The organism is Mycobacterium sp. RTGN6, from assembly GCF_033804605.1.
Lineage (GTDB): Bacteria > Actinomycetota > Actinomycetes > Mycobacteriales > Mycobacteriaceae > Mycobacterium.
Genome location: NZ_JAPZKZ010000018.1, coordinates 34,226 through 53,446 on the forward strand (window position 1 = coordinate 34,226; position 19,221 = coordinate 53,446).

General features: G+C 66.7%; 19 protein-coding genes and 1 pseudogene. 11 read left to right on the plus strand and 9 right to left on the minus strand.

The genetic code is table 11. The features are described 5' to 3' along the window. The first annotated feature begins 48 nt into the window (after positions 1–48). The 6 genes from SLQ33_RS32275 to SLQ33_RS32300 all read left to right on the plus strand — a co-directional run bounded on the left by SLQ33_RS32275 (position 49) and on the right by SLQ33_RS32300 (position 5,662). Positions 49–714 carry a response regulator transcription factor gene (locus SLQ33_RS32275; RefSeq protein ID WP_319458012.1) on the plus strand — a complete coding sequence of 222 codons (666 nt, stop codon included), beginning with the start codon at positions 49–51 and terminating at the stop codon, positions 712–714. Further along, positions 707–2,059, plus strand: coding sequence for an ATP-binding protein (locus SLQ33_RS32280; protein WP_319458013.1), 1,353 nt, complete (start codon positions 707–709; stop codon positions 2,057–2,059). Before SLQ33_RS32275 ends, SLQ33_RS32280 begins: the two co-directional genes overlap by 8 nt. A 46-nt stretch (positions 2,060–2,105) precedes the next feature. After that, positions 2,106–2,438, plus strand: coding sequence for a hypothetical protein (locus tag SLQ33_RS32285; protein ID WP_319458014.1), 333 nt, complete (start codon positions 2,106–2,108; stop codon positions 2,436–2,438). A gap of 11 nt (positions 2,439–2,449) precedes the next feature. After that, on the plus strand, positions 2,450–3,832 hold the full coding sequence (locus tag SLQ33_RS32290; protein WP_319458015.1) for a hypothetical protein: 1,383 nt from the start codon (positions 2,450–2,452) through the stop codon (positions 3,830–3,832). A gap of 46 nt (positions 3,833–3,878) precedes the next feature. Further along, entirely contained in the window at positions 3,879–5,210 is a 1,332-nt protein-coding gene (locus SLQ33_RS32295; RefSeq protein ID WP_319458016.1) for a flavin monoamine oxidase family protein, read from the plus strand. Positions 5,211–5,362: 152 nt separating this feature from the next. Then, positions 5,363–5,662, plus strand: a complete 300-nt coding sequence (locus SLQ33_RS32300) for a hypothetical protein (RefSeq protein ID WP_319458017.1) — start codon at positions 5,363–5,365, stop codon at positions 5,660–5,662. A 79-nt stretch (positions 5,663–5,741) separates the two neighbouring features. Here SLQ33_RS32300 and SLQ33_RS32305 read toward each other — a convergent pair. The 5 genes and pseudogenes from SLQ33_RS32305 to SLQ33_RS32325 all read right to left on the minus strand — a co-directional run bounded on the left by SLQ33_RS32305 (position 5,742) and on the right by SLQ33_RS32325 (position 10,983). After that, positions 5,742–7,261: pseudogene (locus SLQ33_RS32305) on the minus strand (sensor histidine kinase). Continuing rightward, positions 7,258–8,025 carry a response regulator transcription factor gene (locus SLQ33_RS32310; RefSeq protein ID WP_319458018.1) on the minus strand — a complete coding sequence of 256 codons (768 nt, stop codon included), beginning with the start codon at positions 8,023–8,025 and terminating at the stop codon, positions 7,258–7,260. Before SLQ33_RS32310 ends, SLQ33_RS32305 begins: the two are co-directional and overlap by 4 nt. A 73-nt stretch (positions 8,026–8,098) precedes the next feature. Then, positions 8,099–9,001, minus strand: a complete 903-nt coding sequence (locus SLQ33_RS32315; protein WP_319458019.1) for a DUF4097 family beta strand repeat-containing protein — start codon at positions 8,999–9,001, stop codon at positions 8,099–8,101. 21 nt (positions 9,002–9,022) lie between these two features. Then, on the minus strand, positions 9,023–9,667 hold the full coding sequence (locus SLQ33_RS32320) for a response regulator transcription factor (RefSeq protein ID WP_319458020.1): 645 nt from the start codon (positions 9,665–9,667) through the stop codon (positions 9,023–9,025). Continuing rightward, complete coding sequence (locus tag SLQ33_RS32325) at positions 9,655–10,983, minus strand: sensor histidine kinase (protein ID WP_319458021.1); 1,329 nt, start codon at positions 10,981–10,983, stop codon at positions 9,655–9,657. The genes SLQ33_RS32320 and SLQ33_RS32325 overlap by 13 nt, the downstream gene beginning before the upstream one ends. 152 nt (positions 10,984–11,135) lie before the next feature. Here SLQ33_RS32325 and SLQ33_RS32330 point away from each other — a divergent pair, with 152 nt between their 5' ends. After that, complete coding sequence (locus SLQ33_RS32330; RefSeq protein ID WP_319458022.1) at positions 11,136–11,561, plus strand: DoxX family protein; 426 nt, start codon at positions 11,136–11,138, stop codon at positions 11,559–11,561. Between the two features lies 1 nt (position 11,562). Here SLQ33_RS32330 and SLQ33_RS32335 read toward each other — a convergent pair whose 3' ends face one another. Then, positions 11,563–11,976, minus strand: a complete 414-nt coding sequence (locus tag SLQ33_RS32335) for a VOC family protein (protein WP_319458023.1) — start codon at positions 11,974–11,976, stop codon at positions 11,563–11,565. A gap of 52 nt (positions 11,977–12,028) precedes the next feature. Between SLQ33_RS32335 and SLQ33_RS32340 the strand changes: the two genes are divergently transcribed. Further along, positions 12,029–12,910, plus strand: a complete 882-nt coding sequence (locus tag SLQ33_RS32340; RefSeq protein WP_319458059.1) for an LLM class flavin-dependent oxidoreductase — start codon at positions 12,029–12,031, stop codon at positions 12,908–12,910. On the opposite strand, the gene SLQ33_RS32345 is transcribed toward SLQ33_RS32340, so the two are convergent. Further along, complete coding sequence (locus SLQ33_RS32345; RefSeq protein ID WP_319458024.1) at positions 12,907–13,869, minus strand: hypothetical protein; 963 nt, start codon at positions 13,867–13,869, stop codon at positions 12,907–12,909. The genes SLQ33_RS32340 and SLQ33_RS32345 overlap by 4 nt on opposite strands. Before the next feature lie 764 nt (positions 13,870–14,633). Between SLQ33_RS32345 and SLQ33_RS32350 the strand changes: the two genes are divergently transcribed. Further along, positions 14,634–15,119, plus strand: coding sequence for a hypothetical protein (locus tag SLQ33_RS32350; protein ID WP_319458025.1), 486 nt, complete (start codon positions 14,634–14,636; stop codon positions 15,117–15,119). Between the two features lie 127 nt (positions 15,120–15,246). Here the strand turns inward: SLQ33_RS32350 and SLQ33_RS32355 are convergent, their stop codons facing one another. Together SLQ33_RS32355 and SLQ33_RS32360 are read right to left on the minus strand one after the other, a co-directional pair. Further along, positions 15,247–16,086, minus strand: coding sequence for a L,D-transpeptidase (locus SLQ33_RS32355; RefSeq protein ID WP_319458026.1), 840 nt, complete (start codon positions 16,084–16,086; stop codon positions 15,247–15,249). 135 nt (positions 16,087–16,221) lie between these two features. Further along, complete coding sequence (locus SLQ33_RS32360; RefSeq protein ID WP_319458027.1) at positions 16,222–17,295, minus strand: toll/interleukin-1 receptor domain-containing protein; 1,074 nt, start codon at positions 17,293–17,295, stop codon at positions 16,222–16,224. Positions 17,296–17,668: 373 nt separating this feature from the next. Between SLQ33_RS32360 and SLQ33_RS32365 the strand changes: the two genes are divergently transcribed. Together SLQ33_RS32365 and SLQ33_RS33680 are read left to right on the plus strand one after the other, a co-directional pair. Further along, a complete protein-coding gene (locus SLQ33_RS32365; protein ID WP_319458028.1) occupies positions 17,669–18,481 on the plus strand; it encodes a hypothetical protein in 813 nt (270 codons plus the stop codon). A gap of 205 nt (positions 18,482–18,686) precedes the next feature. Then, complete coding sequence (locus SLQ33_RS33680) at positions 18,687–19,196, plus strand: DUF4189 domain-containing protein (protein ID WP_413653783.1); 510 nt, start codon at positions 18,687–18,689, stop codon at positions 19,194–19,196. The last annotated feature ends 25 nt before the right edge of the window (positions 19,197–19,221 follow it).

The window sequence follows — 19,221 nt, forward strand, 5'->3', positions numbered from 1 at the left end:
GCGGAATTCAGCCACGAGTCAGTTTCCGCCTGAGAGCATTAGCCCACGATGCGGCTACTGGTGGTCGAGGACGAGCAGCGACTCGCCGCGGGCCTGCGCAAGGGGCTCGAGGCCGAGGGCTTCGCCGTCGATGTCGCGTGCAACGGCACCGACGGCATCTGGATGGCCAGAGAGCAGCCGTTCGACGCGATCATTCTCGACGTCATGTTGCCCGGGGCCAACGGGTACCAGGTGTGCCGGACGCTCCGCAGTGATGGCAACTGGACGCCGATCCTGATGCTCACCGCCAAGGACGGGGTGTTCGACGTCGTCGAGGGCTTGGACACCGGCGCCGACGACTACCTCACCAAACCCTTCGCCCATGCGGTGTTGGTCGCCCGGCTCCGGGCGCTTCTGCGCCGGGGGACTCGCCCGCGTCCGGCCGTGCTGGAGGTCGGCGCGCTGCGGTTGGACCCGGCGGCGCGTCGGGTGTGGTGGGCGGGTGAGGAAATCGAATTCACCTCAAGGGAATTCGCGATTCTCGAGTACCTAGCGCGACATCCGGACCAGGTACTGCCCAAGCGTGTCATCCTCGACCACGTCTGGGACTTCGAGTTCGACGGCGACCCGAACATCGTCGAGGTCTACGTGCGGCGGCTCCGAAAGAAGCTGGGGGAGCTGGCAATCGAAACCGTTCGCGGCGCCGGGTACCGGCTGGTGGCCGACGGTGCTTGACCGGATTGGCGCCCGGGTGGGCACGGTGCGGGCGGCCACCACAGCTGTCGCGACGATCGTCGTCGGTGTTGCGCTTGTCGCCGGGGCGGCGCTGCTTCTCACCGTGCTGCGCGGCACGCTGACAGACGAGGTACAGGAGGCCGCCCGCTCACAGGCGCTCGAGGTGGCGGGCCAACTCGAGTCCGGCCGTTCGCCGATTCTGGAGGTCAGCGGCAGCACCGACGAGCAGTTGATTCAGGTGCTCGGGCCGGACGGCTCCGTGCTCGCATCGAGTACCAATGTTGCCGGTCATCCCGCCGTGACGCGGTTGGGCCCGGGTGAGTCCACGCGGGTCGTCACCCCGCTCGACGACGACGGGTTCATTGCGGTCGCGGAGGGCGCACAGACCACCGCTGGCCCGCGCATCGTGCTGGTGGCCCGGGCGTTGCTCGGGGTCATCGAAACCACCACGGTGGTCACTCATCTGCTGATCGTCGGGCTGCCCATCCTGCTGGTGGTGGTGGCGGTCACCACCTGGCTGACGGTGGGTCGCGCGCTCGCACCGGTCGAGGCGATCCGGCGCGAGGTCGACGAGATCTCGGCCGCACAACTGCACCGCCGCGTGCCGCAGCCGAAGGCTGACGACGAGATCGGCCGATTGGCGGCGACCATGAACCGGATGCTGGCCCGGTTGGAAAGTGCCCGAGACAGCCAGCGGCGCTTCGTCTCTGACGCGTCGCACGAGCTGCGCTCGCCCATCACCACGATCCGCCAGCATGCCGAGGTCGCCCTTGCGCATCCGGACGGAACCACCACAACGGAACTGGCCGACGTCGTGCTGGCGGAGGAACTGCGGATCCAACGACTGGTCGAGGACCTGCTGCTCCTGGCGCGGGCCGACGAACCCGTCCCACCGCAACGCGCGCCCGTCGACGTCGACGACCTGGCGTTCGACGAATCCCGTCGCCTTCGGTCCGCCACGTCGTTGCAGGTCGACACCTCAGCCGTGGGAGCGGCGCGCGTGCACGGTGACGCCGACGCGTTGCGGCGGGTATTGCGCAACCTGGGCGAGAACGCGGCCAGGCACGCGACGACTCGGATCGACATCACCCTCGCCGATCGCGGCAGCGACGTGGTGCTGTCGGTCGGCGACGACGGGCCGGGAATTCCCGAGGCCGAACGGGAACGGGTGCTGAAGCGGTTCGTTCGGCTCGACGAATCACGTTCCCGCGACGACGGGGGCAGCGGTCTGGGTTTGGCCATCGTCGACGAGGTGGTGCGTGCGCACGGTGGGTCGTTGTCGATCGGGCGGTCGCCCCTGGGCGGCGCGCGGATCGAGGTCACGCTGCCCGCTGACGACGACTGACTTCCGTTCAGGCTGGTGTCAGGAAGCTCGGCGCATCCTGGCCGGCATGAACCTCAAACGAGTGGGAATCATGACAGCGGTGGGCGCGGCGGCGGTCGCCATTGGAGCAGGGATCGCCTCCGCGCAGCCCGACGACGGCGAGGGCACCCCGATCACCGGCGACGCGCTGGCCCGGGCCAGCCAGGCCGCGCTGGCCTTCACCGGCGGCGGCACCGTCACCGCCACCGAGGTCGGCGACGAGGAGAGCCTCTACGAGGTGGAGGTGACCCTGAGCGACGGCAGCCAGGTGGACGTCCAGCTAGATCAGAACTTCGTGGTAGTCGGCAACAAGGCGGAACCGCCTGGGGCCGATGGCGAACCCGACGGCGACGGCAACTGAGGGTCCCGGGAATGACCACCGAGCACGTGCGCCGCGGCGTCGCGATCCTGATTTGCGCCCAAGTCGTTTGCGCGCTCTCCGTAGCGTGCGGCAACGAACCGGCGAGCGTCTCGGCGCCCGCTCCCGACCCCGCGGACTGCGTCAACGTGATCGACGAATCCGGGAAGAAGACCGACGACTGCCTGCCCATCGCGCCGGGCAGTGAACGGGTCGACCTCGCTACGCCGGTGTTCTCCCAGCCGACGCCGATCACCAATCCGCTGCATCCGACGAGCGAGGTCACGCAGGTCGTCATGGGCGGCCACGTCGACGACAAGCCGTTTCGCACCGAGGTGACCCGGTTGTCCGGGACCAAGCCGATCGAGTGGCGCGGCCAGACCATCGACACGGCGATCATCCAGTACGTCGCCTACTTGGACGGACGCATCCACGAGGTGGCGCTGGACTGGTACGCGCAGGCCGACGACGGCTCCGTGTGGTACCTCGGCGAGGACGTCTTCAACTATGAGGACGGGAAGGTCGCCGACACGAAGGGAACGTGGATCGCGAGTGACACGACGCCGGTGGCGATGATCATGCCGGCCACACCGGTCGTCGGGAACGTCTACCGCCCGGAGAACGCCCCTGAGGTCGTGTTCGAGGAGGTGCGTGTCCAGAAGGTCGACCAGACCGTCCCCGGCCCGCACGGAAACGTCAGCGGCGCCATCGAAGTCATGGAACTGCACATGGATGGGACGCGTGAGGCCAAGGTCTTCGCCCCCGGATACGGCGAGTTCTCGACCGGGAACCCGGGCGGTGATCTGGAGGCGGTGTCGCTGGCGGTGCCGACTGACAGCCGACAGGGCCCGATTCCCGCCGAGTTCGTCGCGCTGTCCGCAGCTGCCGCGGCGGTATTCGATGCCGTCGCAGCCGCGGATGCCGGGCGCGCGACGCAAGCGTCCACGTCGCTTGCTGCGGCGTGGGATGCGGTGCTCGCCAAGGGAGTTCCGCCTCAGCTGAAGACGCAGATGAAGGTCGACGTCGACGCGCTCGACGGCGCTGTAGCCGAGCGCGATTGGCGAGCCGCAGAGTCGGCCGCACTGCGCATCGCCCAGAATGAGCTCGATCTGCGGCTGCTGTATCAAACGGTGATCGATGTCGACTTGGCCCGGCTGGCCCTGTGGGCACGCCAACTCCCGGTTGACGTCAAAGGCCGCGATCCGGGATTGGTGCTCGCCGATGTCGCAGCGCTGGAGCGGGTCTGGGAACGCACCCGACCAGGCGTGCAGGACCCTGGAGCGGTAGACACGGCGATGCAGGCGCTTAGGCAGGCCGCCGACGCCGAAGACCTCCCCGCGGTCGACGAGGCCGCGGGGGCGCTGAATCGGGCGGTCGGGGGATTGCGCGTCCGCTGACCGAAAGGCGGCGGTGTGGCATTGCGTGCGGGATAGCGTCGGAGCCATGCCGCCGCTCACCCGCCGCGTGTTCACGTTGGGCGCCGGCGCGTTCGCGGCTGCGACGGTCCTCCCCGGCTGCGGCAGACCCGACGCGGGCGAGCACATCGTGGTGGTGGGCGCCGGAATCGCAGGCCTCGCGGCGGCGCGGCGGCTGGCCGACGAAGGTCTGCGCGTCACGGTGCTCGAGGCGCGCGAGCGGATCGGCGGCCGGATCTGGACCGACACGTCGCTGGGTGTACCGATCGACCTCGGCGCGGCGTGGATCCACGGTACGGACGGCAACCCGATCGTCGCGCTCGCCGCCGAAGCCGGGGCCAAGACCGTTGAGACCGATTTCTACGACGTGGTGCTGTACGACGCGGGTGGCACGGTGGCCGCCGAGGCTGTGCAGGCCGCATTCGGAGCGTGGGACGAGATCGCTGCAGAGCTCCAAGCGCTGAGCGAGCAGGCCGGTGACAACGCGTCGCTCGCCGACGGCCTCGCCGAGGTCGCGGATCTCGATGATCCGCTGATCGCGTGGAATGTCCGCTCGAGCGTCGTGGCGGAGTACGCCGCGGATCCTGGCGAGATGTCGCTGGCGTGGTTCGGCTCCGAGGGTGAATTCGACGGTCCTGACCTCATCCTCCCGGGTGGCTACGGCCAGCTGGCGCAGCATCTTTCGCGTGGGCTCAGCATTCAGCAGGGGACCGAGGTCACGCGTATCGCGGACGATGGTGCGGGGGTGCACGTCGGAACCTCAAGGGGCACCGTGTCCGCCGACCGGGTGATCGTGACGGTCCCACTCGGCGTGCTCAAGGCGGGCACGATCGCGTTCGACCCGCCACTTGCCGAGCCGAAGCGCCGGGCGATCGAACGGCTCGGGTTCGGATTGCTGGACAAGGTCGTGCTTGCGTTCGCGGAGCCGTTCTGGCCGGAGTCCCCGGACTTGATCGGGCTCGTCGGCAGGGAGCAGCCCCTCGCAGATCTTGTCAACGGGCTCTCGTTCGCGGGGATACCGCTACTTGTCGGGCTGCGCGGTGGTGACGCCGCGCGGTCGCGCGAAGCGCTCTCCGATCGCGATGCGGTCGGCGAGGTGCTCGCCGCGATGGATGCACCTGAACCGATTGGGTCACTCGTCACGCGCTGGGCGGCGGATCCGCATGCGCGCGGTTCCTACACCTTCCTCGCGGTCGGCTCGAGCCCCGCGGATCTGCGCACACTCGCCGAGCCGGTAAGCGAGCGGCTGGGGTTCGCCGGCGAGGCAACGCACGAGGAGTACTTCGCCACCGTCCACGGCGCGTACCTGAGCGGCGTGCGCGAGGCGGAGCGGATCCTCAGCTCGAGCTACAGGGCCTAATGTCGAGCACTTCCATTTGCCAGTCTTGGTGCGGAGCCATTCTTTGCGTTCTCTATGAGCATCTGGAATATGCGGCTAATCCGATTAACGTGGGAGGTGTCGAATTGATGCGGGGCACGACAGCCGCAGAGGACCAAAGGGAGTAAACGGAAATGAAGCAATACCTCATCTCGGCATTGGCAGTGGGTGCCGTCGCCGCGTCCGGGCTCGGATTGGCGGGGTCGGCGAACGCCGCACCGTCAGGGCCTGCGCAGGTCGAACAAACCGTTCGCACGCTCGAAGCCAGTGGTTTCCACGTGATCGTGAACCGGACCGGCGCAGCGCCGCTGTCCTCGTGCTCGGTGACGGCCGTCCGGCCGGGCCAGACGCACTCGACCTTCGACTCGCGCGGAGGCAGTTCGCCATCGGAGACCGTGACGGCGAAGACGGTGTACGTCGACGTCGCGTGCTGACGGGCTCAATTAGACGCCGATTGTGCGACGCCAAGGAATGGCGTCGCACAATCGCGTGTGCAATTCAATGTCTTTCTATTCAGTGATTGCTGTATGCCATTTTCATTGACTCGTCGGTATTCGGACGCGACGGCGCTACGCCCGGTAACCGGATGGTGAAGGTGGTCACACCGTTCCCCGAGTCCGCTCCGATCGAGCCCCCGTGGGCCTCGACGATCGACGCCGCGATGGCCAACCCCAGCCCCGAGTTGCCCGACTGCCGCGAGCGAGACTTGTCGGCTCGGACGAAGCGTTCGAACAAGTGCGGAAGCAGGCCGCCGTCGATCCCCGGTCCGTCGTCGGCCACCGTCACGCACACCGTCGAGCCGGCCGTGACGGTCGTCGTGACCGTCGTCCGCTCCGGGGTGTGCACCCGCGCATTCGACAACAAATTCGCCACGGCCTGGTGCAACTTGGCCGCGTCTCCGCGCACCTACACCTGCTCGTCGGGTACCTGCGTCGCCCAAGAGTGGGCGGGCGCGGCCACCGCCGCGTCGTTCACGGCGTTGACGACGAGGTCGGCCAGGTCGACGTCGGCGGTCTCCAGATCCTGACCCTCGTCGAGCCGCGCCAACAGCAATAGGTCGGACACCAAGGCGTTCATCCTCGCCGACTCGGACTCGATGCGCGCCAACGAGTATTCCGTCGTCTCCGGCAGCACCGCGCTGTCCTGCCGGGTCAGTTCCGCGTAGCCCTGGATGGCCGCAAGCGGGGTGCGGAGCTCGTGGCTGGCGTCGGTGATGAACTGCCGCATGCGGCGGTCGGACGCCGCGACGTCGGTCAGCGCGCGCTCGACGTGGTCGAGCAGCCGGTTGAGCGCGTCGCCTACCAGCCCCACCTCGGTGCGCGGGTCGTTGGCACCGGCCGGGACGCGGGGCGTGATGGCGTACTCGTCGCGGCTCAGGGGCAGTGCGGCCACCTCGGCTGCGGTCGCCGCGACGCGCTCGAGCGGCGCAGGGCGAAGCGCACGATGGCGAGCGTGCCGAACGCGGTGACGATCAACGCCAACACCGTCAGGCTCGCGACGACCACCGTCTCACGCGTCGCCGCGTCGCTGGCCTGGCGCTGCGAAGCGCCCGTCAACAGCACCTCGCCAGGTCCACCCGCACGGCTCGTCACGCTGTACATCCCCAGGTCGGACAGCCAGTCGGTCACCGACCCGGGCCCCTCATCCGAGAGGTCGACGAGGTCGTCGAGTGCGTCGGCGGGCACCGGACCCGCGTCACCGTCGCCGAACAGGGCGGAGTCGACGACCCGGCCGTCGCGGACGAGCACGACGATGTTGCCTGGCGCCTGGCCGATGACGTTGATCAACGGCTTCATCGCTCCTGGCGGTGGAAGCTGGCCCGAGGGCAGCGGGGTCGTCCGGTACTTGGCCACCGACTGACTGAAGCTGTCGGCGGCCGCCGACAGCTGGGTGTCGACGATGCCGGCCACCGATGCCCGCAGCGTCAACACCGACATGGTTCCGACGGCGATCAGCACCGTCATCACGACCGCCGAGACACCGACCACCAGCTGTCTGCGCAGCGGCCACTGGCGCACCCCGAACACGCTCATTCGGCTGGCCGCACGAGGTACCCAACGCCGCGCACGGTGTGGATCATCGGTGCGCGCCCGGCGTCGATCTTCTTCCTGAGGTATGACACGTACAGATCGACGATGCTCGACTTGCCGCCGAAGTCGTAGTTCCACACCCGGTCGAGGATCTCCTGTCTGTCGACCGCCCGGCGCGCATGCCGCATCAGATAGCGGAGTAGTTCGAACTCGGTGGAGGACAACGAGATCGGCGTGCCAGCCCGGCTCACCGCGCGACTCGCGCTGACGAGTTCGAGATCGCCGACCGTCAACGTCTCTTCGGAGGCGGGGGTGAGATACGCTGAGCGGCGTAGCAGTCCGCGCAGCCGCGCGACGAGCTCCTCGAGGTTGAACGGCTTGGTCATGTAGTCGTCGCCACCTGCGGTCAATCCGGACACGCGATCGCGAACCGAGTCGCGTGCGGTGAGGAACAGGATCGGGGTGTAGCTCTCGGAGTCGCGGAGCTGTTCCAGCACGCCGAAGCCATCCATGTCGGGCAGCATGACGTCGAGCACCACCACGTCCGGCGGGTTCGCCCGGTACTTCGCCACCGCTTCGGCCGCGTCGTGGGCGACGTCGATCTCCCAGCCCTCGTAGCGCAGGGCCATGCGGATCAGATTGGTGAGTGCGCGTTCGTCGTCGACGAGCAGCGTGCGGATGGGCGACCCATCCGCGCGGTGCATCCGCGGCAATTTACCGAGCACGGCCTGGCGCGGGCTCGAGCCGCCGACCTGCGATGTCGTCATCTACACATTCTGCCGACCGCAGGTCGATGCACACCAGACTCATGGAGACCTCACATGTGCGCTGTTCACTGGCTCAGCGGTGTGACAGCGGGCCGCGGCCGCGCGTCGACACCGTGACGTTGCCATCGTCGGACCGTGCCGTCACCTCGGCGACCGCGCGCGCCGGATCGTTGGTTTCTGGCACTCGGATCTGGGTGGAGTCGGCCGATGCGTGGACGAGATACGGGCCTTGATCGGGTAGCGCGAGCTCGATGTCGCCGTCGACGCTCACCACCTCGATCTTGCGGGGCGCCGCGTCCTTGAACTCTACGGAGACGTTGCCGTCGACGACGTTGGCATTGAACGACTCCACCACCGAGATCGGTTCCCGCGCAATGATGTCGCCGTCCTGGCTCCTGATGTCGATGCGACGGGCCGCGCCGCTGAGTATCACGGCGCCGTCGGTATTGCGCGCCACCAGTTCGTCGACGTCGGCCTGGGCCAGCAACACGCCGTCGTCCTGCTGGACGGTCACCGACAACCGACGCGCCAACTCAGCTGGCAGCGTCACGGTGAGCTCTCCTGCGCGGCCCCAGTCCATGAAGTGCGAGCCATCGCCGGTGATGGTCAGCCGGGTGCCGTCCGAGTCCGCGGTGACGACCAGCGTCTGGTCACCTCCCCTTGGGGAGTTGACGATGCGCATGGAGGCCCGTGGTTCCGTCGCGTCGCGGTCGGTGGTGAGCCGCACGGCCGCGGGGATGTCGCCGGTGTCGATGATCAGGGCCCTCATGTCCTTCGGGAGGCCCTTCTCATCAGCGACCACGCGGACTCCGCTCAAGCCCCATGCCGTGATGCCGAGTGACACCACGGTGCCGGCGACGAGCACGGCCGCGACGACGACGATGATGGCGCGCAACGCGGTGCGCCCACCGGGTGTCAGGGGCGGGGGAGTCGGCTCGGCAGGTGGCGCGGGCGGCGGGGGAGCGAACGTGGTCACGGTGAAAGTCCTTTCGGTGGTTCAGGATTCGAGATAGCGCAAGACGGCGAGCACCCGACGGTTCTCGCTCTCGTCGGGAGTCAGGTTCAACTTGGCGAAGATCGACGCGATGTGCTTCTCGGCCGAGCCCACTGACACGTGCAGAGCGGACGCGATGGCGGAGTTGGCCTTGCCCTCGGCCATCAGCTGCAGCACCTCCTGCTCGCGCGGGGTGAGCTCGTCGAGCGCCGAACGCCGTCGCGACCGGACGAGGATCTGCGATACCACCTCGGGGTCGAGCACGGTACCGCCGCCACCGACGACGGCGACGGCGTCGAGGAATGCGGGTACGTCGGCCACCCTGTCCTTCAATAAGTAGCCGAAACCCCTTGTGTCAGAGGCGATGAGGTCGGCCGCGTAGCGCTCCTCGACGTAGTGCGACAAGACCAGCACCGGTGACTCCGGGTTCTGGCTGCGCAGCAGGGCGGCGGCGCGGATGCCCTCGTCGGTGAACGTCGGGGGCATGCGAACGTCCACGATGGCCAGGTCGGGTCGCAGTTCGTTGACCAGTCGCAGCAGGGTCGTCGCATCGGAGACACCCGCGACGACCTCGTGCCCGGAGTCGGCCAGGATGCGCTCGATGCCGGCCCGCAGCAGTGCGGAGTCCTCGGCGATCACGATGCGCATGGCAGCACCGCCGTCACGATGGTCGGGCCCGTCGCCGGGCTCGTCACGGTGAAGGTGCCGCGGGCAGCGCGCACGCGTTCTTCGAGTCCGCGCAGTCCGGTGGCATCCTCGTCGGAGGTCGCCCCGGCCCCGCCGACGCCGTCGTCGAACACCGAGACGTGCAGCGCCGCGGCTGACGGGTCGAAGCGCACGGTCACCACCGCCTGGCTGGCGTGCGCGTGTTTGACGACGTTGGTCAGTGTCTCGGCGACGACGAAGTACGCCACCGATTCGACTTCGTCCGGAAGGCGTTGTGGCAGATAAACGTTCAACGTCGTTGGGACGCCCGAGGTTTGGACGCGTTGCACCACCGCTGACAGGGCCGCGTCAAGGCCGCGGTCGGCCAGGATGGTGGGGGCGATGCCACGCACCACGTTGCGCAGTTCGACCAAGGCGCTCTTGGCGTCGTCGTGTGCCTCGGCGATGAGCTCCTTGGCTTGGGGCAGGTCGGTGTCCAACTTGGTCTGCGCCAGTCCGATCGTCATGGCCAACGACACCAACCTGGGTTGGACGCTGTCGTGCAGATCGCGTTCGATGCGGTGCCGTTCGGTCTGGGCCGACGACACCGCGCCCTGTCGCGCATCGGCCAGCGCACTGACCTGGTGCTGCAGCGCGGCGGTGGGCGACGCGGACAGCAGCCAACGGTCGATGGGGGCGTCGAGGCCGGGTGCGAACACCACGATGGCGATGGCGGCGGCCAACGCCACTACGGCCAACAGCCACGCCAGCGCGGGCGAGACGAACGACAGGCCCGCCTCGGCGTCGCTGCGGTCGAGCGCGGTGGCGACGGCGGGGCCGAGGAACGCGAACACCACCAGTGCCAACGCGACGCCGGTGGCGAGCGTGTCGTAGACCATCCGGAGGTAGTGGTGGGCGGTGGCCTTCCAGAACCGCGCGCTGCTGATGTCGAGCCACTGTTGGTGCGCCCAGCGCTGGAAACCCTGGTAGTGCGACGTCCTGCGCGGCGGGATCGGGATGCCCATGCCGAAGACGGCCTCGCTGCGCACCCGTTCGACCCACTCGACACCCCGCATCAGGTACACGAACACGACGCCGGCGAGCACGAATCCGATGATCGAGGGGATCGAGGAGATCGCGATGATGACGACCGTCAGCGGAATCCAAAACCACACCACGGCCATCGCGGCGCCTGCGAGCATCGAGGCGCTCGGCACCAGGCCGAGGCGACGGGTGCGCGGCGTGACGTCGCCGGGTACCGCGTCGTCGAGCACGGCGGGTGGCGCGGGGGCCGGAACGTCGGGGGTGACTGCAACCATGCGTCTCAACCTAGGGAGTCGCGACGTCACCCGGTACGGCGTTTCCCCGACAGTTGGGCGGGGGATAACCCCCGCCCACGCACGCCGCGATGAGTTTTCCCGACACCCGTGGTCTGCCAGATATCCACTCCATCACCAGACAGGAGCTCGACATGAGCATCGCTTCCCCCACCACCCCCACCGTCGACGCACCGGCCAAGCGATCGGCGAGCCGGACTATCGGCATCGTGATCAGCGTGCTAGTCGGCGCGTTCCTGGTCTTCGACGTCGTCGGCAAGCTGATGGTGCCCGAACCGGTCAAGGTGGGCACCGAAGCGCTCGGCTTCCCCATCGAACAGGCGCTGGTCATGGGAATCGTGCTGGGCGTCTGTGTCCTGGTCTATGCCGTGCCGCGTACTGCAGTGCTCGGAGCACTGGGCATCACCGCCTATCTCGGCGGCGCGGTCACCGCGAACATGCGCGTCGAGTCGCCGCTGTTCAGTCACACCCTGTTCGCGGTTTACCTGGGGGTGCTGATGTGGGTCGGATTGGTGCTGCGCAGGCCCGCGCTGCTCAAGGTCGTGGGCCTGACGCGCTGAGTCAGTGCGGCGCCATCAGTTCCAGTGCGATGCCGTCGGGATCGCGGAACTCCAGGATGTACCCATGGCCGATGTCCTTGATCGGCTCATGGGTCACCTGCAGTTCGTCGAGATGTGCTGCGGCCGCTTCTAATTCGGCCCTGCTGTCGACGCGCAGACACAGGTGGTCCAGGCCGACGCGGTCCTCGTCGAACGTGTCGGCCGCCACCGGCCGCAGCCCGATCAGCCAGTCGCCGAGGTTGTACAGCACGCCTCCGAACAGGAAGCTCAGCTGCTCGCGGGTGGCGTCGTCGGCGTCGGCCGGAACCTCGAGCGCGACGGGCCATCCGAACACGGACTCGTAGAACCGCCGGGACCGCTCGATGTCGGTCACGGTGAGCCGGATGTGTGCGACGGAGTTCGCGTTGAACGTCATGCCGTTCATGCTGCCAGGTGCGTCGTGCCAGAATCCCGTGGTGCGAATCGGGATGACGATGCCGGTAATGGAACCCAACCTGGACGCGGCCATGCTCAAGGCGTGGGCGCGGGTGATCGACAGCGGCCCGTTCTCGTCGCTGTGCTGGGGCGAACGGATTGCGTTCGACAACCCCGACTCGCTGACGCTGCTCGGCGCCTTGTCGGCGTGGACGGACCGGGTGCGCCTGGTGACGACCGTGATCGTGCCGCAACTGCACGACCCGGTGATGCTGGCGAAGGCGCTCGCCACCGGTGACATGCTCAGCGGTGGACGGCTCACCGTCGGCATCGGCGTCGGCGGCCGCGACGAGGACTACAACGCGGTGGGAGCCGACCCTGCCACGCAGACGATGCGGAGCATGGCCGAGCGGGTGGCGGTCATGAAGCGGGTGTGGGCTGGCGAGCAGCTCACCGAGTCGGTGTTGCCCGTCGGCCCGCCGCCCGTCCAGTCCGGCGGCCCGCAGCTGCTCGTCGGCACCATGGGCCCAAAGACGGTGCGCAGCGCGGCTGGATGGGCCGAGGGCCTGGCGGGCACGACGCTGGACCTGGACGTCACCAAGGAGAACGCGCTGTTCGACGTAGCGAGGAACGCCTGGGCCGAGGCGGGCAAGCCGAAGCCGTATCTGGCGACGTCCTTCTGGTTCGCCCTCGGTGACGGGTCCGACGCGCGCGACCAGGTGCACCGGCACCTGCGGCGCTACATGAACTGGATTCCCGCCGAGTTCGTCGACGCGATGGCACCGACCACCGGATGGGCCGGCACCGACGACGAATTACTGGACGTACTAAGGCGTTTCGAGCACATCGGCGCCGACGAGGTGCACCTGATTCCGACCAGTGCGAACATCGACCAGGTGCGTCGGGTGGCCGACGTGGTCAAGGAATTCGCCTAACCGGGCAGGGCGTCCCACTGCCGGGGGGTGAGCTCGTCGCGCAGGCTACGCAGCACGCGCCGGGGGAGCATCAGATTCTTGTACGTGAAGTAGGGGTGCTTGCTCGAGTACGCGAAGGTGACGGAGTAGCGCTCCTCCGTCGTCGCCGGGAACACGCGGTGGAACATCTGGCCGGTGTCGACGTAGACGGCCGTCATCCTGGGACCCGTGACTTGGTGCCATTCGTCTCGGGGCACCACCGTCTGCATCCGCTCGTCGGAGACGACGTCTTGGTGGTGACGGATGAGCCCGCGAATCCGCTCGGTGTTCGACTGCTCGACGTAGCCGAACGGTGCCGCGCCGAGGTCAACGTCGGTGAGATAGATGATGACCTTGACGACCCGGCGGTCTTCGTGGTCGAGGTGCCAGCACCGCACCGCATCGTGAAGTCGGCTGACTTCCGGGTCGACGACTCGTTCGCGTTTGACCTCCATGCCGAGGTAGCGCACTGGCAGGCCAATGTGGGCCTCGGCGAGGTCGAGGAAGTGTGGGCGTAGACCCCACGTGAACAGGGTTGGGTCGGCGCTGATTTCGTCCGGGGTGGCCTTGACGCACGGATCGTTGGTCTGCTTGCGACGGAGCATGTCTGCGAATCGATCGGCGGATGCTCGTACGGCCCGCGGCATGTCGATTGGCCGCACTGCGGCGCCGGTGCGCATTTCGGCGAGCACCTCGTACTGCTCAGTGGAGGGGGTCGGGACGCTGCCTGCGTGCCGCGCCAGCCGAGCTTGGTAATGGGCGTCGCTCAACGGCTTGACGACTGGCGATTGAACCAGCGCGCGGCGGTAGAACGCCGATGTGCGTACGACGGCATTGACGGCGTGGGGTAGCCGATCGCGCAAGGTGCGCGTCTGCGTAGCCGGCCCGGACTCGAGCTGCGACTCCTCCGAGAGCTCGGTGGACAGCAACGGCGGCGGCATGGCTACCTTTCAGCTAAGCAAATACCCTTTCGAGCAAGATACGCGCTGATACTTGCCAAAATCAATCGTTCGCGTGATTTTCTCCGTGGGAACGTGATCGTCGCGGGTGCTTGCAGGACATTCCAAGATCATTCTCAGGAAGTGGTAGCAAGCTGTATAAATAGGCCATTAGCTGGCAGTTCAGGCCCGTTCAGCCCTGCATGTGTTCGCAGTGACCGCGCGCGGGTCTGGCGAGATGTGACATGGGCGACAGGGTCGCACAGCGGCATCTTGTCAATTTGCTAGCTCCGCGGAGTCATGTTCTGTTTGTCGTCAGCGGATGATCTTGGCGAAGAATCCTGTCGAATTGCAGGCAATCGTCCCCACGCTGAAGCGGGCACGGCAAGGCTGGAGTACGCGAGTTGGGTACTTGCTCGGCGGTACGGTGCCGAGTCCGGTGGCCTAAGCCTTGTGGAACTTCAGCACGCGGCCAGAGGGGAGCGCGGCGTCGGGCTTGGCATACGGGAATACGCGCAGCACCCTAAACCCGTCGTTGCGGTCGATGAGGCAGGCGTGAAAGTAGCATCGGTCCCGGCCGATGGCCGCTCACCGTTAGACCACGCCAACGTCACCATTTGGAAACGGTCGGGTGCGGCGTGGCGCGAAATCGATTTCCGCTGCTGATAATTGACGCGGCCGTCCAACCGCGACGTTGGTTGGGCATGCCGTACTGCTGTACCGCGTGAACGCGGATTGTCGGAGCGCGAATTAAGGAGTCGACGTCGATGACGATGTTTGATCGATTGAGCATCAAGGTTGTGGCCGCCGGCGCTGGGTTGTGCGGAGTCGCCATAGCTCTGAGTCCGGACGTCGCCGCCGCCTCCTGGGTAACCGGCGGGTACGACTGCATTCAGACGTCGGCGGGCGAGGTCGTCGGTGCAGCACCGGCTGCGGCCGCGTGCGCTCCGGCCGGCGCTGCACTCACTGACATGGCTGCTGGTATCCCGATGGCGTTGCCTGGGCCGATTCCAGTGGCTCCGCCGGTTCCAGTGGTGCCGGTCGCTCCGCCGGTCCCGGTGGTGCCCGTGGCTCCGCCGGTCCCTGTGGTTCCGGTGGTACCGGCGGGCGCTCCCGTGGGCGCTCCGGTGGCGGCTGGCGCGCCCCTGCTCGACATGGCTGGCGGCTACGGCGGCAAGGGCGACCCGATCGAACCGGCGCCGGCCGGCGCCCCCGCGCCCGGTCAGCCGATCTTGCCCGGCCCGGCCGCCTGACGGCACGCACTGAGCTCGATCCTTCTCGCCCGGCGACTGGTGTCGCCGGGCGAGTTGCTGTACGGGGAACGGACCTGAGCTGGCTAGCGTCTCGACCACGACTACGCCATGAGGCGCGCGAAGCCCATCAACGCGACACTGGTCGCGGAACCTCGATGCTGTTCTCCTGCACGACAACCGGATCGCCGACGTTGACGGTGTTGAAGTACCACTCGGCGTCCTCGGGGCTCAGGCTGATGCAGCCGTGGCTGACGTTGTCGTACCCGAGTGAGTTGACGGCCCACGGAGCCGAATGCACGAAGAGGCCACGGCTGGTGATCCGGACGGCGTATTCCACGTCCAGCAGGTAACCGTCGGGGGCGTCGACGGGTATGCCGACGCTGCTCGAATCCATTGTCACGTCACGTTCTTTGGCCAACACGGTGTAGGTGCCGACGGGCGTCGGGTACTCCGGCCGGCCCATCGAGGCCGGGAACACGCCCGCTTCTCCCCAGTGCGGCCGGTGGTGGGGCGCCGGCAATGCAGACGGCGGCCCCGCGTCGATGCCGTCGATGCTCACGGTGAACGTGTGCTCCGAGATGTTGGCGATACCGATGACGGCGGGCCCCGTTGCGAAGTTGGTTGCCAGGCCACCCACCGAAAGCGCGATCGCGCTGTGCGCCGGCCAGTATCGGTCGGGAACCCACTGTACGACCTCGTTGTCGAGCCACTGGAACTTGCCCGTCATCGCGGGTGCCGATTCAATCTCGATGGCGCGCTCGGCCATTCGCCGGTCGGTGACCGGCGCGTTGAACGTCACCACTACGGGGTGCGCCACGCCCACCACTTCGCCCTGCCTTGGTAGCACCGACGCGATGGCGGGCGGAATCGACTGGTTCAGGGCCGCCAGGCGCGCGTCGGTCGGATCCGCAACCACGGCCGCAGCGATCACGCTAATGGCAAGGACGTACCGAACGATCCGCTGCATGGCCCCAATTCCTTGCAAATTACATAGTTGTCAATTGATCGTAGGAGAGGCACGGCGATTCGATGAGCAAGGCCGCCATAGCAATTCGATTAAGGCTTCGTCACGCTGCGGCTACGGTGAAGTAGGCCGCGCCGGTTACCCCTGCCGCAATGCGAACTTGACGTCCTCTTGGTACACCGAGCGGATCGCCAACTTGTTCTGTGACCGCATTAGGTCGAATGCCTTGTGGACGGACTTCCCCTTGGCCAGCAGGCCGTAGAAGTGATCCGCCCAGTCGACGGCTTCTGCGGCATAGATGTCCTCGTCGCTCGCGGCCATGTTCGCCACGCGAGCGACGTCCACAGCCAGCAACAACGCCTTGCAGGTAGCAAGAACCACGAGCCGAGTCGCCGACTCCTTCAACAGTGATGCGAACGCCTCGGACGTCATCACGTCGTCGCCGGACGCGACATCGACTTGCGGACCGCAGGCATCGAAGAGCAACGACCCCGTGACGGGATCAACCCTCAACACCAAATGCACGATGTCGTAGCGCTCGCTGGTGAGGCGGTCGAGCAAGGTGGAACTGCTGAGCGTCCGATCGACGGTGACGCAGTTTGGAAAGTGCTTCTCCACTACCGCGACGTCGGAGTCGAACCCATACCTAGGCTGCGCGTACGGAGCGCTGGCTGCACACAGGACGCGCGGATCGTCGATGACCTTGATCGAGGAATTCGCCTGCGCCTGCCTTGCTTCCAGCTCACGGGCCTGGGCGGCGAGACTACCGAAATCCACTGCTGGGGTGTTGAGCCCAAGAATGGCTGCGATCGCGTCATAGAGCTTTGCGAGTCCCTCGGGTGCCGTCAGGACGATCGACTGCAGCATGTTGAGTGGCACCGGGAGTTCGCTCATGTCCAGGCCCGAATGACACACGGGCACGATGGGGATGCCCTGAATCCAGCCTGCGCCGGCCTCGAAGTTGACCCAGGGTCTCTTCATCGACTCCCGGCTCAGCACCAACACTTCGAGATCGGCCGTCTTCAGTGCTTGGCTGAGGCCGTCAAGCCAGCGTTGCCCCGCCGCTATCGTCTCTCGATCGGAGGAGACGTAGATGCTCAGCGCCCCAAGGAAATCCCGATTCAATGCGGTCTTCAGCCAATCGGCGACATCCGCTTCAGCGGCAGTGTGGCTGATGAAGACTCCGTGCTGTGTCTGTGCGCGTCTGGGCATCGATCCCCCTATGACGGTGCCTAACTGCGTCTTCATGCTAGCTCTACGCGCGTCGATTCAGTTGCGTTCCGCGGGCACTCTCAGGACGTGCTTCCGGCGCCAATTCGCCAGCGTCGGATGCGCGAATGGTCCAGTTTGCTGGCCAATGCAGTGGCCCAGGCCGACCGTCGGGTCGTGGGGAGTGGGTGGTTTGCAGAGTCGATCTAGCACAGCAAATTCCCGTGAACACATGTTAGAGTCCGCCGTCGCCCCACTTATCATGCCGGCACGGAGGTCTGACCACATTGCGACTAGTTGGTGATTTGCCCATTTTGCATGCACTGGGGACACGGGGCGACAGCGGACTCATTGCCGCAGGGAAGGGCGGCACGCGGTGACCGAGGAGATAATCAGTCTCGGCGGCATTTCAGCATCGTGGCTCGCAAACCAACTTGATGACCACGGCGTGGTGCAGCTTCGAGACGTGGTCTCGAGTGAATGGTTGGAAGCCCTGCGTGTTTCGGTGACCGACCACATGGCCCGTCACGGCGAAGGCGACTTCTTGATCGCCCAGCCCGATCATGAGATCGGCTCGCCGGCGCATCAACTCGTCTCCGACCCCGCACTGCGACAACTCTTCAGCGAGACCACTAGCCTTCGATGGCCCAAAGTCGATGCGGCACAGAACATACGGAGCAACATTCCCGTTCGCGCAGGTACCGGGCCGAGGGCGCGGTCGAACCTGTTCCATTATGACGCAAGCGTTCTGACGATGGTTGTGCCCATATTCATTCCTCGCGCCGCTGTCGGCAGCTGTGGTGAGTTGGCAGCCTTCGGCAACAAGCGCCCGTTCCGCCGCATCGTCGCTTCACATCTCGTCGATCTGCTCATGACCTACAACTCGGTGTACCGCCGCCGCATCACAAAGGCGGTTCTTGACGCTCCCGAGAAGTACATCGTTGCGCTTCAACCCGGCGACGCCTGCTTGTTTTGGGGCTACCGCACCTATCACGGAAATCTTGTCTGTGCGCCCGGGCTGCTTCGCGCGACGTTGGTTCTTCAATACGGCGAGGTGCATTCGGACAGTTGGGCGTTGAAGGTGGTCTGGAGATTCGGCCGCAGCCGACGGGCCTTGCGCCGCTTCCAATACCGCCCGGCCGAACCGGCCGATTCCGCACCCGGCACTGCGGACGTATCACACGTGTAGCAGCGCCCCGCGCTACCGCATCGCTACGAGTGTGAGAGACCGGCGACGAGCCGTTGTCACGATATGGCGCGCCCGCGCCCGGCAAACGCCCCTGCTTACGTAGACGTCAATTATTGCGGATCGACCACGCGCCCGCGTAAAGGGTGTTGCGATGGCACGGGGAGTCGGGGATTTCCGAGTCCGTTCAATCTCAGGGAGCGGGCAAATGATCACCAAGGGACTTCTCGCCGCGAGCGCGGCGGCCGCCGTGGTCGGCGCAACGGTGATCGTCACCGCCGCGCCCACCCTCGCCGATCAGCAGTACTGGGGCGCTATCGCGTACTCGCTTGCCGACGGAGCTTCTGGCACGTCGTCGCAGCACGCCAATGAGTCCGACGCCAGGAGCGCGGCCCTCTTCGACTGCGGCAACAAAGGCGGAGCTGCCTGCGAAATCGTCGTCACGGTTCAAAGACCAAATTGTGCCTCGCTTGTCGCGAATGAGTCCCTGTACTCCTGGGGGGTTGCGCACGCTCCCGCGGACGCCAGGCGGAGCGCGATGGACGATCTTGGCGAGCCGGGCAGCGAAGTGACATCTACCTGCGGGTTCATCGCCGGTACCTCACCAGCGCCGCTCGCACCACCACCAAATACACCGGCGCCAACCTCATTTGTGCACCCTCACTCACCGGCACCGCCTGCTCCAGCACCTCTCCCCGCACCACCTACCCTCCGGTGAATTCCTGCGCGAGGTAACCAGCGCT

What these genes read in the sequence shown, in the direction of transcription:
- SLQ33_RS33680 (WP_413653783.1), top strand. Translation starts at nt 18,687, where the DNA reads ATGATCACCAAGGGACTTCTCGCCGCGAGCGCGGCGGCCGCCGTGGTC.
- SLQ33_RS32285 (WP_319458014.1), top strand. Translation starts at nt 2,106, where the DNA reads ATGAACCTCAAACGAGTGGGAATCATGACAGCGGTGGGCGCGGCGGCG.
- SLQ33_RS32340 (WP_319458059.1), top strand. Translation starts at nt 12,029, where the DNA reads ATGACGATGCCGGTAATGGAACCCAACCTGGACGCGGCCATGCTCAAG.
- SLQ33_RS32330 (WP_319458022.1), top strand. Translation starts at nt 11,136, where the DNA reads ATGAGCATCGCTTCCCCCACCACCCCCACCGTCGACGCACCGGCCAAG.
- SLQ33_RS32275 (WP_319458012.1), top strand. Translation starts at nt 49, where the DNA reads ATGCGGCTACTGGTGGTCGAGGACGAGCAGCGACTCGCCGCGGGCCTG.
- SLQ33_RS32320 (WP_319458020.1), bottom strand. Translation starts at nt 9,667, where the DNA reads ATGCGCATCGTGATCGCCGAGGACTCCGCACTGCTGCGGGCCGGCATC.
- SLQ33_RS32350 (WP_319458025.1), top strand. Translation starts at nt 14,634, where the DNA reads ATGACGATGTTTGATCGATTGAGCATCAAGGTTGTGGCCGCCGGCGCT.
- SLQ33_RS32295 (WP_319458016.1), top strand. Translation starts at nt 3,879, where the DNA reads ATGCCGCCGCTCACCCGCCGCGTGTTCACGTTGGGCGCCGGCGCGTTC.
- SLQ33_RS32300 (WP_319458017.1), top strand. Translation starts at nt 5,363, where the DNA reads ATGAAGCAATACCTCATCTCGGCATTGGCAGTGGGTGCCGTCGCCGCG.
- SLQ33_RS32325 (WP_319458021.1), bottom strand. Translation starts at nt 10,983, where the DNA reads ATGGTTGCAGTCACCCCCGACGTTCCGGCCCCCGCGCCACCCGCCGTG.
- SLQ33_RS32290 (WP_319458015.1), top strand. Translation starts at nt 2,450, where the DNA reads ATGACCACCGAGCACGTGCGCCGCGGCGTCGCGATCCTGATTTGCGCC.
- SLQ33_RS32360 (WP_319458027.1), bottom strand. Translation starts at nt 17,295, where the DNA reads ATGCCCAGACGCGCACAGACACAGCACGGAGTCTTCATCAGCCACACT.
- SLQ33_RS32355 (WP_319458026.1), bottom strand. Translation starts at nt 16,086, where the DNA reads ATGCAGCGGATCGTTCGGTACGTCCTTGCCATTAGCGTGATCGCTGCG.
- SLQ33_RS32335 (WP_319458023.1), bottom strand. Translation starts at nt 11,976, where the DNA reads ATGACGTTCAACGCGAACTCCGTCGCACACATCCGGCTCACCGTGACC.
- SLQ33_RS32310 (WP_319458018.1), bottom strand. Translation starts at nt 8,025, where the DNA reads ATGACGACATCGCAGGTCGGCGGCTCGAGCCCGCGCCAGGCCGTGCTC.
- SLQ33_RS32345 (WP_319458024.1), bottom strand. Translation starts at nt 13,869, where the DNA reads ATGCCGCCGCCGTTGCTGTCCACCGAGCTCTCGGAGGAGTCGCAGCTC.